Annotated in this window: 12 protein-coding genes; 4 read left to right on the top strand and 8 right to left on the bottom strand. The window is 38.0% G+C overall.

Going from position 1 to position 18,507, the window contains the following annotated elements:
- Positions 1-977 precede the first annotated feature (977 nt).
- Both BKP57_RS06980 and betB read right to left on the bottom strand, forming a co-directional pair.
- Entirely contained in the window at positions 978-2,186 is a 1,209-nt protein-coding gene (locus tag BKP57_RS06980) for a choline dehydrogenase (protein WP_050351858.1), read from the bottom strand.
- 111 nt (positions 2,187-2,297) lie between these two features.
- On the bottom strand, positions 2,298-3,767 hold the full coding sequence (betB, locus tag BKP57_RS06975; protein WP_050351857.1) for a betaine-aldehyde dehydrogenase: 1,470 nt from the start codon (positions 3,765-3,767) through the stop codon (positions 2,298-2,300).
- A gap of 426 nt (positions 3,768-4,193) precedes the next feature.
- On the opposite strand from betB, the gene cudC reads away from it, so the two are divergent.
- The 3 genes from cudC (at position 4,194) to BKP57_RS06960 (ending at position 8,296) form a co-directional block, all read left to right on the top strand.
- A complete protein-coding gene (cudC, locus tag BKP57_RS06970) occupies positions 4,194-4,742 on the top strand; it encodes a choline uptake/conversion transcriptional regulator CudC (RefSeq protein ID WP_050353470.1) in 549 nt (182 codons plus the stop codon).
- A gap of 258 nt (positions 4,743-5,000) precedes the next feature.
- The gene (locus tag BKP57_RS06965; protein WP_050351856.1) at positions 5,001-5,900 is read left to right on the top strand and encodes a glycine betaine ABC transporter substrate-binding protein; all 900 of its coding nucleotides are present in this window, start codon (positions 5,001-5,003) and stop codon (positions 5,898-5,900) included.
- Between the two features lie 980 nt (positions 5,901-6,880).
- The gene (locus BKP57_RS06960) at positions 6,881-8,296 is read left to right on the top strand and encodes a M20 family metallo-hydrolase (RefSeq protein ID WP_306423700.1); all 1,416 of its coding nucleotides are present in this window, start codon (positions 6,881-6,883) and stop codon (positions 8,294-8,296) included.
- Between the two features lie 692 nt (positions 8,297-8,988).
- On the opposite strand, the gene BKP57_RS06955 is transcribed toward BKP57_RS06960, so the two are convergent.
- The 3 genes from BKP57_RS06955 to BKP57_RS06945 all read right to left on the bottom strand — a co-directional run bounded on the left by BKP57_RS06955 (position 8,989) and on the right by BKP57_RS06945 (position 12,106).
- On the bottom strand, positions 8,989-10,209 hold the full coding sequence (locus tag BKP57_RS06955; protein WP_072741241.1) for an EAL domain-containing protein: 1,221 nt from the start codon (positions 10,207-10,209) through the stop codon (positions 8,989-8,991).
- Positions 10,210-10,769: 560 nt separating this feature from the next.
- Entirely contained in the window at positions 10,770-11,105 is a 336-nt protein-coding gene (locus BKP57_RS06950; protein ID WP_050351853.1) for a hypothetical protein, read from the bottom strand.
- Between the two features lie 419 nt (positions 11,106-11,524).
- Entirely contained in the window at positions 11,525-12,106 is a 582-nt protein-coding gene (locus tag BKP57_RS06945; RefSeq protein WP_050351852.1) for an LOG family protein, read from the bottom strand.
- A 382-nt stretch (positions 12,107-12,488) separates the two neighbouring features.
- Here BKP57_RS06945 and BKP57_RS06940 point away from each other — a divergent pair, with 382 nt between their 5' ends.
- Positions 12,489-14,189, top strand: coding sequence for a methyl-accepting chemotaxis protein (locus BKP57_RS06940; RefSeq protein ID WP_072741240.1), 1,701 nt, complete (start codon positions 12,489-12,491; stop codon positions 14,187-14,189).
- Positions 14,190-14,620: 431 nt separating this feature from the next.
- Here BKP57_RS06940 and opp4C read toward each other — a convergent pair whose 3' ends face one another.
- The 3 genes from opp4C to BKP57_RS06925 form a co-directional block, all read right to left on the bottom strand.
- Positions 14,621-15,544: an oligopeptide ABC transporter permease gene (opp4C, locus tag BKP57_RS06935; RefSeq protein WP_072741239.1), complete on the bottom strand. Its 924-nt coding sequence runs from the start codon at positions 15,542-15,544 to the stop codon at positions 14,621-14,623.
- Positions 15,545-15,555: 11 nt separating this feature from the next.
- A complete protein-coding gene (locus tag BKP57_RS06930) occupies positions 15,556-16,524 on the bottom strand; it encodes an ABC transporter permease (protein WP_050351850.1) in 969 nt (322 codons plus the stop codon).
- Between the two features lie 109 nt (positions 16,525-16,633).
- A complete protein-coding gene (locus BKP57_RS06925; RefSeq protein ID WP_050351849.1) occupies positions 16,634-18,418 on the bottom strand; it encodes a peptide-binding protein in 1,785 nt (594 codons plus the stop codon).
- Positions 18,419-18,507 lie beyond the last annotated feature (89 nt).

Raw genomic sequence — 18,507 nt, 5'->3', positions numbered from 1 at the left:
ACTGATTTTCCTGTTCCTTATAGCTTTGCCAAAAAAAGTGATAAAAATGATCGATTTCCATTTTCCCTTTATGTATTGGATTTAATTTGTAGGGGTTTTGTCTATAGAAGTGACCTTGCTTTTATACACGATAAACATTTTTTAAAATGTATGATTAATCTAGGCATGTTACTAGGATAGAGTACGATTCTAGACAATTTCTAAACAAAGTGGAGAGAAGTGAGGACTTATAGATCAGGTGATTTTGCTTGCAATAGCCGTTAGTAGGTTTTTATAGTTATCTAGATGTTGGAGAGCAAAAAGTAAACGAAAAAATGGGGAGTGCTATTTTGGGATGAAGGGATGGAAAAATTAATTTTTTCATTAGAAAAACTTGGTTTGTCGCCAAATCTTATGGCGGAAGCCTTTGTTTTTCTTATACTATAAACCAAAAAATCTTATACTTTCCTATAGTGGAACAAAGGCGCGGGGCGCCCGTTTAGCAACGTAGTGAATGGAACGAATCAACGAAAGATAAAGTGAACCTTCCATCAGCGGGGTTTTCTTCATCCCCCGCTGATGGTTAGTACCACCAGGGTATGACCTAAAGGCCCTTGAACGAATCGGGGATTTAGGTGCTGTTACCTCCCACTTAGACTTGTTCAGTTTGCATCTTCTATTCTTGAAGTGGGAGTCTACAAACGCCTTTTTACGGGATAAAGGAATCATGCCACTAAAACTGGGGTATGCCAACGTCTGGGCGGCAAGCCCGTTTTTTGTCGGCCTTCCTCTTAGCGACGAACCGATGAGGTCTTATCGGAGGGCGCATTTCTAAAGTCGCATCGTTGCTGGGCTCATGCGCCGGACGTGACTATTCGGTTATTTCGTTATCTCCAAGCACCTCATTTTATAGGTTCCTATACAATAAAAAAACTCCCCAATGCTTCGCGCAAAGGGGAACCTGAAAGACGATTATTTTTTAATCAGCTATTTATATTTTACAGCGTTTTTGGCACTAACTCAAAACAGCGTTTATAAATCCATTGGTAGTCCTTTTCAGTTAAATCTCGTGGATTACCAACCGTTTGAGGATCGTTCATAGCTTCTTTTGCTAGGCGATCAATCATATCTGGAGAGACACCTTGTTCTTTAAGTGTAGGGATATCAAGGTCCTCAACAAGCTGATATACTTTATTTACAGCCGCTTTTGCTGCTTCTTCGGTTGTCATATGAAATGTATCAACACCTAACGCTTGTGCAATGCGAGCAAATTTATCAGGATGTCCTTTCCAGTTAAATTCCATCACCGGACCAAGCATAGCGGCGACGCACTGACCGTGAGCAACTGGAATAATTCCACCTAATGTCTGAGACATGGCATGAGCTGCACCAGCTGATTCACTTCCGTAAGACAGCCCAGCAAGCATAGCAGCTTGAGCCATTCCATAGCGAGCTTCTAGATCACCGCCATCTGCATATGCACGTCGAATATATTTCCCTACATATTCCATTGCTAATAGTGCGACAGCGTCTGTTACCGGCTGGGCAAAATGCATGGTATAGCATTCAATCGCATGAGCTAATGCGTCTATTCCTGTCATTGCTGTTACATGTGGCGGCATAGAGACATGTAATATAGGGTCAATGATTGTTAAATGTGCTGCGATTAATGGACCACCTGTATTAAATTTAAATTCTCGCTCTTCATCAGTTATAACTGCCCATTGGGTAACCTCGGATCCAGTTCCTGCTGTTGTCGGAATTGTTATTAAAGGTGGGATGCGATATGCTAAAGGTTTTTTTCCTTCTGCAGCTTCATAATCTAATACACTAGCATTATGCGTAATTTCAACACCAATAGCTTTAGCAGTATCCATGGAGCTACCTCCACCAACAGCAACGAGCCCATTACAATTTTCTTGCCTATATAATTTGGATCCTGCTGCTATTAACCGTAGAGGCGGATTTGGCTCTACTTTATTGAAAATAACTATTTCAACTCCAGCTTCTTTTAAATACTTTTCTACTGATTTTGTTACCCCAGCTTTATAGATGCCAGGGTCAGTGACTAATAAAACTTTTGATACACCAAGTTGTTTCACTTCATTTCCGATAGATTGTATGGCATTAATGCCATGCTTTATAGTAGTCGGTATTTCAAATGTATGCAATTTATGCATATGTTCAATTTTCATATTTAAACCCATGAATGAGCCTCCTATTGTTTGTACTTTTTGTAAGCTTTTTAAGCGAACGATGTGGACAAATTCACTTCCATTATGTAATAGTTTATGTCCCTTTGGTTAATCGAGCTTTCTTTAGAACCAGTTCAGCGCTTTTGGTCGTAAATTTTGAAATACATGCTTTGCTTCTTGATATTCTTCTAGTCCTGCTTTACCAAGTTCGCGACCAATGCCAGATTGCTTAAACCCGCCCCAAGGTGCATGTGGGAAGTAGACATTATAATCATTCATCCAAACGGTACCCATTCGCATTTTGGCAACACAGCGTTCTGCTTTGGCAATATCCTTCGTCCACACACCCCCAGATAGACCATAGATAGAATCATTGGCTAACTGAACGGCTTCTTGTTCGGATGTGAATGTTTCTATTGTTATTACAGGTCCAAATCCTTCGTTTTGCACGACACTCATATCAGATGTGCAATTCGTAAGCACGGTAGGTAAGTAAAAGAATCCATCCTTTAATTCAGGAGCATCAGGCTGTTTTCCACCGACAGCTATTACTGCGCCCTCTTTTTTTCCGTTTTCGACATATTGGATTACTTTATGCAAATGTTCTTTAGAAATAAGTGGTCCCATTTGGGTAGAAGATTCAAATCCACTTCCTAACGTGATGTTTTTTACCCGTTCAACTAAAGGTTCAACAAAGGAATCATGAATCTTTTCTTCAACAATGATTCTTGTACCGGCAGAACAAATCTGCCCCGCATGAAAGTAAACCGCATGTAATGCTTGATCAACTGCTATATCTAAATCGGCATCGGCGAAAATAATATTGGGGTTTTTTCCACCTAATTCGAGAGCAAGTTTTTTTACATTTGAACTAGCCGACTGCATAATTTTCTTTCCGGTATTAATTCCCCCCGTAAAAGAAATTAAATCTACTTCCTGGTTAGATGATAGTTCAGCGCCAACGGTATTTCCCTTCCCTAGTACGAGGTTGACAACACCGTTTGGCAGCCCGGCTTCTTCCATTAATTCAAAAACTTTTACTGTTGTTAATGGTGTTATTTCGCTTGGCTTCATAATTAATGTATTTCCTGCAGCTAGTGCTGGCGCTATTTTCCATGAGGCTTGTAATAGTGGATAATTCCATGGCGTAATTTGACCACAAACACCAACAGGCTCGTAAACTACTTTGCTAATGGTGTTTGGAATAGGAGAGTCGATAACTTCTCCGCCATGTTTATCTGCTAATTCGGCATAATAACGAAATACACCAGCTATATCCTCCATATCGCCGCGACTCTCATCAAGTGTTTTGCCTGTATCGAGGGTTTCCAACTGAGCTAGTTCTTCATTATCTCGTTCGATGAAGCTCGCTATCGTATGTAACTTTTTACTACGTTCTGTTGCTGATGTCCTCGACCATTCTCCTTTATCAAATGCTTCTCTTGCAGCAGCTATGGCATATCTTGTATCCGTTTCATCGCTCTCTGTCGCTTGAGCAATGATTTCTTGGTTAAATGGGTTCATAATATCACGTTTGTTGCTTGTATGAGAGGGCACCCATTTGCCATTGATAAAATTTTGTTTGAAATTCACTATTCTCCCTCCAGTTTTATTAAATTTGTTAAATTTTTATTTAACGTTCTTAACATTTTTAACATAACATGCTATGATTAGAATTGTCAAAATAAAAAATGAAATTTAAATGTTGAATAGCAAAAAAATCTTTAAACCGGTGAAGATTGCATTTGACATATTTTATTGATGCGTTAACATTAAGTTTGTAAAATATATATTTAACGTATTGAACGAATCTATCCCACATATAAGGTGCTGTAAGGCTCTCACTTCAGGAGTTGGATAATCTGTCCAGCAACGAGTCTTGTGGAAGATAACAGCACCTAAATGCTCGATTCGTTCAGAGGTTATTTAGGCGATACCATTACGGTACTAATCATCAGTGGGGGATGAATGAAAACCCCAATTATTGAAGGTTCACTTTATTTTAAAGGAGGGAAGACAATGGCTGCATCTCATGATGAAATAGCACGAGAAAAATTGGAAGAAGCAAAAGGTTATGTTATCGAAACCATCGCAGAAACGATGGATGTGTATGGTGTAACACCAGCCGCAGGGAAGCTTTATGCAACCATGTATTTTAAAGAGCAAATGAATCTCGATGAAATGCGCGAAGAACTCGGCATGAGTAAACCGAGTATGAGTACAAGCGTTAGGAAGCTACAAGAAAATGAAATGGTAAAGAAAAAATTTCAAAAAGGTTCTCGTAAACATACGTATGCTGCGGAAAAGGACTTTTTTCATTCCTTTATGTCTTATTTTTGTCAATTGTGGGACCGAGAAGCAAAAATGAATATGGAAGCTATTAAACAAGCAGAATTTACGTTAGATCAAATTTTTGAAGATGAGAATGTGTCAAGTGAGTTGATTGAGGAAGCACGAGAAATCTATGACCAGCTTGAACAATCAAAGGTATATTACCGGTGGCTTGAACGTTTAGTCGCTAGTATACGATCAGAAGAGATTTACGAATTTTTGCCGAAAAATCCGTAATATAAGGTGACCAAAAAAGTAACAAAATATTCCTTAGGCATGTATTTTGCGACTTAGGTTTAAAATTTTTCTTAAAAAAGCACTCATGTATGGTAAGGAATGAAGAAGTAGGTTGCCCTAGTTAAGCTTGTTACTAAAAGGTTCGGCACTGATAAGGTGCAAGTTTTGATCCAGTAATAGGAGTACGAAGGTTATAATTGACCTTGTACGGTTTTGCAAACGCAATACAAAATAGGATGGGAGAGAGTAACTCAATTTATGTTTTTTATGAAGAGAAAGTTAATCAGTTTCAGTTTGGTGTTAGTCGTTCTATTAGCTGCATGTGGAGAAGAAACAGACTCAAAAAATGAAACAGATTCATCAACAGGGGAAAAAGGTACAATTGAGATGGCGCAAATTAGTTGGGCAGAAAATATTGCTGTTTCTAATATGTGGAAGGTTATTTTAGAAGAACAGGGCTATAAAGTGAACTTAAACTTGTTAGATATGGGAACCATTATGAAAGCCTTAGCAGAAAATGAACTGGATATTAATTTAGAGGTGTGGCTTCCTGTACAGGATCAGGCCTATTTACAAGAGTATAAAAATAACGTATTCTTCTCTGAAGAACCTTGGTATGATAATGCAAAGGTTGGACTTGTTGTTCCTGAATACTTAGAAGAAATTAATAGTGTGGAAGATCTAAATAAACATAAGGATATGTTCAACGGGGAGATAACGGGCTTTGACGCTGGTGCAGGAACGATGGAAGTAACTGAAGAATTAATAAAAGCGTATCATTTAGATTACGAATTGATTCCAAGCTCTGAACCGGCTATGATTACGGAGATCGCTCAAGCAATGAAGAATGAAGAGCCGATCGTTGCTCCACTTTGGAATCCGCATCGGGTATTTTCTCAATATGACTTGAAATATCTTGAAGACCCGAAGCAAGTGTACGGAGAAGTAGAAAAAATCCATCATGCGACAAGACAAGATTTTAAAGATGACTTTCCAGAAGTATCCGAATGGCTGAAAAATTGGAAAATGGATGATGCATCGATCGGAGAGTTAATGACTTATGTGAATGAAACAGAGGAGCCGATTGATGGAGCAAGAAAATGGGTCGAGGATAATCAGGAATTGGTTCATCAATGGCTAAAACTAGAAGAAGAATGATAATTAATCATTTTTGCAGAGACTGTAAGACTGTCGAGAGCCTCGACAGTCTGTTTTTGTACTATAGGAAAGCATAAGATATTTTGGTTTATAGTATAAGAAAAACAAAGGCTTCCGCCATAAGACTTGGCGACAAGCCAAGTTTTTCTAAAAAGATAAGAAACCAGCATGGCTCGCCTAGAGCGCGAGCCACCATCTATCATGAAAAAACTTTTGCTTTATAATGTTTAGATTCTTAAAATACTGTCTAAAATAAATGAGTTAGATAAGTTAAATAGAGTTGTTTTTCATACAAAAGTATAAAATGAGGTGCTTATGGATAACGAAATAACTGAATAGCCACGTCCGGCGCATGAGCCCAGCAACGATGCGACTTTAGAAATGCGCCCTACGATAAGTCATCATCGGTTCGTCGCCTCACCGTATTCCTTTATCTCCGTTGATTCGTTCCATTCGCTACGTTGCTAAACGGGCGCCCCGAGCCTTTGTTCTTTATCCTGTATATAAGTTACTGTAAGTATCCCGCTTCAGGAGTAGGATAATCTGTACTGCAACAAGTCTAAGTAGAGATAACAGCACCTATCTGCCCTATTTCGCAAGCGGCGTTTAAGTCATACCATTACGGTACTAACAAGCGTGGGAGATATGAACACTCCTACTGATGGAAGATTCACTTTATTTGCTTAGAGGGTTTGAATGAATTTTGTTAAAAAATACTTTTCTAAATCCAATTCATGGTAGTCATCTAAACACAAATCGAATAAAGCACAGGATTCCTTTTTATGTGCCATTTACATCAACCTGACTTGATAGACAAGAACAATCGGATACAGTACCTTCCTAAAATATGAAGGCGTTATCATCTTGACGATAAAGATGTGTTTCAATTATTATAGTTTTAAAATAATACGTTAAAAATGAACCAAGTACATGGTATGATGATCCGTGCTGGGGTGATTTATTTTTAGTAGATTATTTCATTGGCTCAGAAGCAATCCATTCATTTTCTTCTTGCTTATGAGTTATTAGCAGCTAACTTTACAGCAAATTTAAAGGAGAGGGACGTGATGAACATTCGTAATAAAGGAAATGGTATTTTTAAGCGATTAATAGAGCGATATGATACAAAGCTTGATAAAAATGGAATTTGCGGAAAACGGATAGCTGAGCGTTTACATACACTTTCCCAAATCGGATTAACCGCTGATAACGGCTCTAACCGCCCTGGTTATTCCGAAGACGAGGCAAGAGCTCAAGAACTGGTTTCCAGCTGGATGAAAGAGGCTGGGATGGAAGTGAGACGGGACGGGGCTGGTAATCTTATAGGCAGGTTAGCTGGCAAAAGAAATTTCCTCCCTGCTATTATGAGTGGTTCACATGTAGATACAGTTCCCAATGGGGGACATTTTGATGGCACATTAGGAGTAATTACAGCGTTAGAGGTTGTTGAAGCTTGGAAGCATGAAAAGTATCAACCGGTACACCCGCTTGAAATTGTTGTATTTGCTGATGAAGAAGGCTCACGTTTTAATGGGGGGCTAAATGGTAGTGAAGGGATGATTGGCGGTAGAGATATAGAAGCGAAAAAGCAATTGATCGATCGAGATGGCTATAGCTTTTCTGAAGTATTGCAGCAACGAGATTTAAGCATTGATAGCTATAAAAATGCGACACGTGATATGGAAGAAGTAGCGCTTTTTATTGAAGTACATATTGAACAAGGTAAACGATTGGAAAAAGAAAATCTACCTTGTGGTATTGTAACAGGGATCGCTGGTCCTTGCTGGCTTGAAATTACTTTTTATGGTGAAGCAGGTCATGCAGGAAATACCCCGATGAATGATCGAAAGGATGCTTTAGTCGCAGCTAGCGAATTTATTTCGAAAGTGAATCAACTTCCTGGCAACATCAATGATACGGCAGTAGCGACAATCGGTAAACAATTGGTAGAACCGAATGGAGTAAACGTTATTCCAGGTAAGGTAACATTATACGTGGATATAAGAGATATTTATGAGCAAACGAGAGATCAGCTTGTTGAAAAGGTGAAGCATTTGGCTGAGACAATAGCAAACGATCAGCAGCTAAAAGTTGCGGTAACGGAAAAAACGAAAGTAAAGCCTGTACCAATTAAAAAGGAAATGCAGGATTTGCTAGCTCGTTCAATCAAGGAACAAGGTATACAGCCGTTTTATTTACCGAGTGGTGCTGGTCATGATGCGATGATTATTGGAGAGAAAGTGCCAATTGCTATGCTGTTTGTAAGAAGTGAGAATGGTATCAGCCACAATCCACAAGAGTGGACCAATTTAGCGGATTGCGTGCAAGCAGCACTTGTTTTAAAATCATTTATCGAGGACTTGCAGACAGACTGGGAAGACGACAATTTAAGTTGAAAGCAATTCAATCAAGGCTAGATATGATGAAGTAGATACACTAGGATGAAATCTAATTAAAATACATTGATTTTATTTCAGTTTTTTCATGTATATGCTAGGAAATTATAAATTCGCTAGATATTGTTTGATGGAATTTTATGTAAAGACACCGAAGTTCACAAATAGGTTTGCACCGACGTCTGTCAAGTGGACACGATAATTTGTTCACATTTTATCCCGTATATAAGGTGCTATAAGACTCCCGCTTCAGGAGTTGGATAATCTGTATAGCAACACGTCTAAGTGGGAGATAACAGCACCTAAATGCCCTATTTCGTAAGAGCCTTTAGGTCATACCATTACAGTACTAACAATCAGTGAGGGATGGATGAAAACCCCCACTGATTGAAGATTCACTCTATCATGCATAAACGGACGGTAAGACAGAACTTCCGTACTCTATGGGCAAACTTTTAGAAGGATAAGTTGGATAACTGACTTGAAGTAAACCTCTCCGTTCTGAACCGAGCTTTTAGGTCAGCCAACTTAGGGGCTGACCACCAATGGGCAAGGGGCCCAATTGGTGGAAGATTCCCTATGTGTTCTGGACATTGTAATACACGTTTCCTATTAATTTAACTTCTTCTTAGAATAAAGTGGGTAAATATTTTTTCTGTAAAAAAACATACTGTTTACAAGTAATTCATTATTTACAATAAACCTTCTTGTTCAAAGAGAAAATCATATGGAATATCAATAAAGATAAAACGATCTGAAGAAATAGGGTAAGAATACGTTCGAATTCGTTCATCTCTTTCAATATCGGTATATAAGTCCGATAGTATCCCTTTCTTTTCCATATTCATCCGTGCGATATTTTCAAAAAAGTATGGGCGCCAGCTCCAATTTTTTTGTCTGCCTTCGGGTAGTAAACGCCATGTACCATCTGCATCTTTCTCTGCATTGGAAGATAACTGAAAACCAGCTTCGTTACAAATATAGACTCGAAAACTATAATCATCACAGTTATTGGCAACAGAAAGGATCGTTTTATCGTAAGGGTCATCTGATTTAACAGTTTTTAATGTGTTCTTTAATTGTTCATTTATTTTTTCTGTTAAATCCAGTTGTGCCCACATTTTTTTTCGTTCGAACGTAATAAAATGCTGGAAGTCTTTTTTCACTTTTTCCTTACAGCTGTCCATCGGTATGAATTCCGACTGTGTTTTTTCTAGATATTCCCCTTGATAATAGCGCCCACCATTTCTCCACGCGTAATTTAATTGATGAAAAGAAGCGATTCCTTTAAATAATAAAGCAGCCCCAATTTTGCGAGAAAGCATTGAGAGTAAATGGTGAACATCCTGATATAATTGCGGCAAATCGTCCTCTTGTAAAAATGAAACATCAACTTTAATAATATTTGGTTTAATTAAAGCTAATTTATCTAAATTACCGTTTTTCTCTCCCACATCATCAATGGCAATTTGGATACCAAATGTTTGAATATATGCAAATAAATGCTTTAATGAAGCAATATGCTCGCTAACAAATGCTTCTGAAAACTGTAGAACTAGCCTATTCAATGAGAGGCCTTGGTTTTCATACGTTTCTAAAATAGATATCATACTGTCGCCATTGTTTTTGAGCAACAGTTTTGCATCGTAATGAATAAATAATAGTTGCGACTGATCTGTCGTCATATAAGCATCTAACACTTTTTGCAAAACATTATGCGTAAGCTCTAGCCTAAATTCACTTGGGATGCTGCTATCTTTAAAAAACCAAAGGAGATTATGTAATTCATTTTCATCGTCCTGAAAATATGGGATCGTTTCATACCCAATAATGAATTGATTTTCTGCACTTATAATCGGATCGAAGTATGGAACGATCTGATCAAGCCTCATCATGATATCTAGTGGATCCATACTAACCAACTCCATTTTTTACTTTAGTTTTCAGTATAGCATGGAAGTCCACCATTTTTCCTGCAAAAACCAATGATAAAGGGTACTCATTCTATTTCATATATTCGGATTTTTTTGTAAAAATATCGGTCTTATGTGGTGTTTTCCTCCTTGGAAATGGTTCCGTCTAGACCTGTCATCAAGGCTTGGAATAGCTAGAAAGAAGTAGATATACAAGAAGTTTCCTAATACATTTTCTTAGTGCGATGTTCACTGCCGTAGTTTTCCTTGTCCTGTGGAAATGGAACAGCCAAAATCTCATTGGGAGCCGTTTTTTGCTCCCGAGTAAGCACTGAATAATTGTTCGGTCGCGGAAAGCAAAAGTATGTATCTACTGCTGGTTCAGTAGCGATCATGCTAAAATTTTTCCTGAAATCAATCAAAACATCAAATAACAGCACATGGAGAGACTGGAGAAACTTTACAAAGTTTGCTTTCCCTTGTAGACGACAAGTAAGCAATTGTAGGACTTTTACTTCATGATTATTTGGAGTCCAAGCGTATCATTGTCAGCTGTATCGTTATGAAATCACTTTATTATACATAATACCATCTCTTAATCGAATTAATTTAAGTCGGTTTGTTTCTTTGATAAAAATGGATTTATATTCATTTTTGTTATCTGTATTCTCTATTAAAATAACACGCTTGTATGGATTGTCATCAACGATATTTAGCTTATAGTTGGCTAGATTTACTTTTTCTTCTAAAATGCTATATTCTTTTAAATCCTTATTGACCGGAACAGTATCTGCTGTGTTGTTTGTAGTGTTAGCTGGTTCCTCTATTGAAACCTGTTTATCATTGCAACCTATTAACAAACCTGCAACTAAAATAATTACAATGTATATGCTCATATCCTTTTAGCTCCTCCTTCCATGTTTAGTTGCTCTATACAGTTTATAATTAACGATCTTTCTATGAACGAAAGGAGAAGAAGATTAGAAATTGATTAAAAAATAAAAGACAGACCATTTTCCCGGTCTGCCGCTTTTATTTATCCTGCATATAAGATGCTATAAAAACCTAGGCTTCAATAGTGGAAAATCTGTATAGCAACAAGTCTAAGTGCGAGATAGTGCCCTATTTCGTAAAAGACCTTTGGTTCATATCATTGCGTACTAACAATCAGTGGGGATGATGAAAGCCCCCTTTAATTGAAGATTCATATTATCTAATATTGAAGTTATATAAATATTCCAATTTGAACTTATTAGCAAAGCAAATAAATTTTAATTCGTAGATGCCTGATTTGTTCAAACTGACAGGAAGTATTTTAGGTTTGCTTCTCCTTTAAAAAGGTTTTAATGGCAGGCGGCTCGTATATACGGAACTTTTCTATTAATGCTTTTGCCTCCGTATCAGATAAAACAACGTCGAAATGTTTTTGCTCCATAAATTGCTGTTCTGTCATATGTTGGAACAGGGAAAGTAGTGGATCATAATAGTGCTGGATATTTAATAACCCACAGGGCTTTCGGTGCAAACCTAATTGTGCCCAAGTAAACACTTCGAAGTATTCTTCCAGAGTACCAGGTCCTCCGGGTAAGGCAATAAAACCGTCCGCTAAATTTGCCATGGTCATTTTTCTTTCGTGCATGGAATCAACGATAATGAGTTCCGTTAATCCTTTATGATAGACTTCTTTGTTTTTTAGAAATTCAGGAATAACCCCGATTACTTCTCCGCCTTCATTAAGAACAGCATCCGCGACTGCTCCCATAATACCAACACTTGCGCCACCGTATACGAGGGTAATGTTTTGCTTAGCTAGTTCCTCCCCAAGCTTTGTTGCCTCTTCTACATAAGTCGTTGAAGCTCCAGGTCTCGAGCCACAAAAGACAGCTAGTTTATTCATCCTTTTACCTCCTTAATAGTTTAAGTATATAGAAGTTACTTTCGTTTGTTAACTTCCTTTTTGTTATGTAATAAAAAATTAAGGTACAGGGTCTTTAGATGAACTGCTTGTAAGAGGTTAGCCTTCAGTTAAATGAAGGTCTGAAAGTATAGGAGGGAAGTGCGTTGAGAACTGAACCTATTATCTTGCATTTAAAGTATTATTTCTAAAGGCAATATACGCATAGATTTTTAGGAAGTAGAAGTAAATTGATAAAATGCTCACCTTTTTAAGGAGTTAGTTTGCAGAAAATTATGTAATTAACTAAAAACATCTATCTCTTGCTATTATCAGCCGATATAATGGGCAACAGCGCTTAATTAAAACAGAAAGGGATGACCAAATGAAAAGACTAATGCGATTTAACCGTGTGAAACATAAATTATTCATAAGTTATATCATTATTGTTTTTGTTCTTATCGTAGTTGGCGCATATTCATTTTACAATGCTTTCAAAGCAAATCAACAAGTGGAGCTCATGGTAAGTTCAAAATTAGAGGCCGTCCAATTAGCTGAACGTCTCCGTGCTAACATATCTGAGCAGGATGCGTTAGCACGAGGGTATTTATTATATGAAGAAGAAAATCTTCGCCGACAATATGAAGATATACAAACAAAAGGAAATGAATTATTGAAAGCGTTACAGAATCTAGTAGCATCTAAACAAGTTACGGAATTATCCAATACACTGCAAGACTGGCACCGTGCTGTAGATGATAGTTTTAATCTGTATGAAGCCGATGACAAGGAAGAAGCAATAAATGTGATGACCACGGAAGCAGAAACTTTAGGATCTGAAAAAATTGAACCGCTCGTTCAACAGGTTTTAGATGTTGAAACAAAGAAGCTGGATAATGAAAAGAAAAAGATTGTTTCCGAAGCACAAGACGCACAAACATGGATTATCGTATCTACCGTGGGACTAATTTTGTTAGTGATTGTGATTGCCAGCGTGACGGTGAAGTCTGTTTCTAAGCCACTGGTGCGTTTGTTGGCACGAATGAAGGATATTGCTAAAGGAAAGGTGCATATGGAGCCATTATCTATTCATTCAAAGGATGAATTTGGACAGATGATGGAAACGACCAATAAAATAAGCGATAACCTTAACATCATTCTGCATAAGATCACTGTCGTATCAGAAGCAGTAAATAATTATGGGAAATCTTTTTCCTTATCTGCAAAAGAAGTGATGGAGGGAGCAGAACAAATAGCGACAACGATGCAAGAATTAGCTGCGGGATCAGAAACGCAAGCAAACCGAGCTAGTGATTTAGCAATAAATATGGAAGCTTTCACAAATAAAGTAAGTGAGACAAATGAGCAAGGAAAGCTAATTGGGCAGGCATCACAGGAAATTTTAACGATGACTGAAGAAGGGGATCAGATGATGAAATCTTCTTCGGAACAAATGAGCCAAATTGACCTCATCGTGAAAGATGCGGTAGATAAAGTAAAGCAATTGGATGAACAATCACAAGAAATTAATCATTTGGTTCAAGCGATTAAAGATATTGCGGAGCAAACTAATTTACTTTCTTTAAATGCTGCCATTGAAGCGGCAAGAGCTGGTGAGCATGGAAAAGGGTTTGCTGTTGTAGCGGATGAAGTAAGAAAGCTTGCAGAACAAGTAAGCGATTCCGTATCAGATATCACGCAGATTGTTACACATATTAAGCAAAACTCAGCTTCAGTAGCGGGAACATTGCAAAATAGCTATGAAGAAGTGGAAGCTGGCACATCTCAAATTCTTGCTACACAGCAAACATTTAGTGGAATTACCATGTTTGTAAGCGAAATGGTACAAATTATTAAAAATATGGCTACGCATTTACAAGAAATGAAAGAAAATAGCAGTCAAATGAATGAAGCTATTCAGGACATAGCGTCTGTTACAGAGGAATCATCAGCTGGAATTGAACAGACAGCAGCCTCAGCACAGCAATCAAGTGGTTCCATGGGAGAGGTTGTTGACCAATCTAAGGAGTTATTTAATCTAGGTAATGAATTAAATGAAATTGTGGATCAGTTTCAGTTGAAATAATGAAACAAAAATGCATTTTACGGATGATTAAAAGACTATAAAGTATATGGGGATTGAGTCATATAAGTTAGCAAAAGTATCTATTAGGAACATGGATTACTTTGAATGGAAGGTACCGCAAAATCTACGCTTAATAGTTGAGAGAAGGACAGGAAATCTAAGTAAGAGATAACGGCAATATAAATTCCAATTTGTTCAGGCAGATAGGGGGTGATTGGAGAAGGCGTGACACGCAAAAAAATGTTTTTTCAAACACACTTGAGTCCGTATCCTTTGACCGGATATATCAAAAAAATTCTTGTATTGAAAAATTACTTATGTATTTGCGAGGTTATTTTATATCCATCATTCATTCAGAGTGGGAGGGACAAATTCCACTCTGAATGAACATGGATAGCGTGTATCCTTGCTCGTTAGGCATTTTGTATTTGCTATCTTCGGTTACTCTTCGGGTTAAAGGCATCCCGTAACCCATCGCCAATAAAGTTAATGGATAATACGGTTATTAAAATGGCTAACCCTGGAGGTATCCAAGCCTCTGGATGGTCACGTAAAATTCGTATATTCTGTGCTTCAGAGATCATGTTCCCCCATGTTGGAGTAGGTTGGGGAATACCAAAACCGATAAAGCTAAGACCTGATTCAACAATAATGTATGTTGCCATCATTAACGTAGCATTTACAATAATTGGACCAATGGCATTAGGAATAAAATGCTTAAAAATAATTCGTATATCACTAGCTCCAATGGCACGAGCACCAAGCACAAACTCCTGTTCGCGTAATGATAAATATGTAGCACGTATTATTCGCGTAAGGTTTGGCCAGGATGTTAAAGCGATAATTGTAACAAATAGACCGATGGTAACTTTATCAATAACTGCCATAATGGTTAACACAAGTACAAGGAATGGTAACATTAACATTATATCTGCACCGCGCATGATGATGCTGTCAACCTTCCCTCCATAATAACCAGCGATTGATCCAAGCAGCACTCCAATGACTAAGGTAAAAAACATGGCGCTGAATCCAACAATTAATGAAATCCTTCCACCGTAAAGCAAACGGGCAAAATTGTCTTGTCCTTGTCCATTTGTACCTAATATATGTTCATCAGTAGGGCTTTTTTCAATGTTAAACACATCTGTCTCAATCGGATCTTGACTTGTCAATAAGGGAGCAGAAATACAAACAATAACAATAGCCAATAAAACAAATACGCTTATGACAGCTAACTTGTTTTTCAAAAATCGTTGGTACGCCAACTGAAATGGTGTTTTATGCTGATACTGTTGGTCAACAGGCGCATTTTCAGGTCCTGTAGGTAACGAGCTTTTTAAATTTGTATGCATATTGATTCACCTCAATCGTATCGAATTCTTGGATCGACAATACTATATAAGATATCGGCAATTAAATTACCAATTAAAATAAGAATTCCTAGTATCAAGGCTATTGCCATAACTACAGGGAAGTCACGGTTCATAACAGAACTTAAAAATAATGTTCCTAAACCGGGGTATTGAAACACTTGTTCGGTAATAACAGCACCACTTAATAACACACCAATTTCAAATCCCATTAATGTTATGATTGGAATGAGTGCATTTCGTAATGTATGTTTATAAAGTACATTACGTTCAGACATGCCTTTTGCCTTTGCTGTTCGTATATAATCGCTACCTAATACGTCTAACACTTCTGAACGCATATAACGCATATAGGTGGCTGTGCCAGCTAAGCCAAGGGTAATACCTGGAAGAACCATATGATGGATTCGATCGGTAAATGCAGCAAATCCACTTACTCCAGGAGATGAAAGTGTTCCTTGTGAGGGAAACCAGCCTAAGTTAATCGAAAGGACATAAATCGCTATTAATCCAAAGAAAAAGTTCGGTATGGCAAGCCCTAAAAAACCAAACCCAGTTGCTCCATAATCGAGCAAGGAATACGGTTTTTTCGCAGAATAAATACCAATAGGGATAGCGACAATAATGGTAATGGCTAAGGAAAAAAGACCTAAATATAAGGTGTTGGCAAATCGGGCTTCAATCAATTCCATAACAGATCGACCATTAAAGATAAGAGAGTTACCAAAATCTCCTTGTGCTGCTGAACTGATCCAATTCCAATACTGTACATGAATCGGGTCATTTAAGCCTAACGCCTCCCGTTGCTGCTCATAAATCTCCGGATCAACGTTTGGATCAGCGAGTGATTTACCGGATAAGGCGTCTCCAGGTGCTAATTGGGCAAGCCCAAACACAATAATGGTGAGAGCAAAAAGCATCGGGATGAATATTAATATGCGGCGGATAATATATTTGTACATGAATTTTCCTCCCTTAGTAAATTCGTGTTAGAAGGCTTTTAATTAATATAGAGTTAGGAAATAAAGGACATGCAAAGCATCGCACGTCCTTTTTCACAAATGAATAGAGTTAATCGGAAACCCACCAGTTTTCTGGTTCGTTATTATAGGAGTATGGCATTGGATTGACACCATTTAAGCGTTTGTTATGTGCATAAATTTTATTTTGTGCATAAAGTAAGAGCGCTGGTAGGTCTTCTGAAAAGACGGATTGCCACTCACTATATTTTTTAGCTCGATATTCTTGCTCAAATGCTTCCGGCGTTTTGACGGCTTCTTTTAACAATTTTTCAGATTCTTCATTATTCCAACGTGAATAGTTATAAGGAGCTCCTGCATTCCATAAGCCAACAGGGTCAGGGTCACCGCTTCCTAAACTCCAGCCAAGAAGATAGAGATCCCAATCTGAATTATCTTTTTCTAATTCTTCCTGATATGCTGTCATTTCTTTTGGCTGACGTAAATCAATATTAATACCAACATCCTCCAGAAACTTTTCTAGAATTGGTGCTGAGTCTTCTCGAAGTTTGTTTCCAGTTGGATAGTTTAAATTGACAACCCACTCTTTTCCATCCGGAGTTTCACGGAAACCATCGTCATTTGTATCTTTATAGCCTGCTTCATCCAATAATGATTTTGCTTTTTCGGGATCAAATTCATATTTCGTCGCGGCCTCTTCGTCGTAAGCCCAAAATTGCTGTGCAATCGGCGCGTTAATCACGGAACCGTGACCATAAAGTAAATTATCAACAAGAGCGTTACGGTCAATAGCATAAGCCATTGCCTGGCGAACCTTTTGCTCACTCATGTCCTCATTTGGAACCCAGTTATCCGGCTCAATTTTACCAGCTTCCACATCTGCATCTGTACGATGATTGATTTTAAACCCCATTAGTTGATAACCAAAGTCCGGTTGTTCAATAATTTCCACATGCTCAAGACCAGAAACGGTTTCATAGTCAGGGGCAGGAACTCCACTTGGATCAGCAATAAAGTCAATTTCTTCGCTTTCTAATAATCCTAACATGACGGATTGGTCAACAACACGCCAGACGATCTTATCCAGATAAGGCTCTTGCTTCCAATAATCTGCGTGTTTCTCTAATACATATTGCTCCCGCTCAAGCATTTCTGTAAATTTGAAAGGCCCTGTTCCAATTACTTCTCCTGGATTAAGAGTTGCAGGATGTTCTGGCATTTCATCGATAGGCACTTCCCCGAAGATATGCTCCGGAATAATTGAAAAGGAAACATCCTTTAAAATCGTTACATTTGGCTCGGTAAATTTAAAGGTTACCGTATAATCATCTTCAGCTACAACACCTTCAAATTCATCTGTCTCCCCTTTACTGAACTCCTCATACCCTAATAATCTTTCAGCAAATTCGGAACTACGAATTCCTCCTGCTTCAATGTATCCATGGGTAGATATTGCTTTATAGGTGAAGACAACATCATCAGCAGTAAATTCTTCGCCATCATGCCACTTTACACCTTCTTCAAGCTTTAAAGTGATTTCGGTCTGATCTTCATTGATTTCCCACTCTTTTGCAAGATGCGGTTCGAATTCCAACTCTTTATTTTGGCTTACTAAAGATTCATGTGTAAAATCAAGAATATTTGCCTCATATGCTTCTTCGTAAAAGATAGGATTAAACACACCGGCTGGTGCAGTATCCATTGCGCCAGTTATCGTCCCGCCTTTTTGTGGTTCACCACTTGCACCATCATCCCCACCCTCAGCTTGAGTTTTGTTTCCTTCTTCCTTGGATGAATCATCCTCATTACAGGCTGCTAATACAAATCCAACTGATAACATAAATACAAAAAACAGCAACCATTTCTTTTTTAACACGCATTCATTCCCCCTTATTAGTTGAATAGGATTACAGGTGTACACCAGTTTGTTTCAGGATGTAACCACCTCCTTAAGTATATGTTTAA

The organism is Virgibacillus sp. 6R (assembly GCF_001895305.1).
GTDB lineage: Bacteria > Bacillota > Bacilli > Bacillales > Amphibacillaceae > Virgibacillus > Virgibacillus pantothenticus.
Note: the sequence above shows the minus strand (reverse complement) of the source record. Positions and strands in the feature narration are given on the sequence as shown.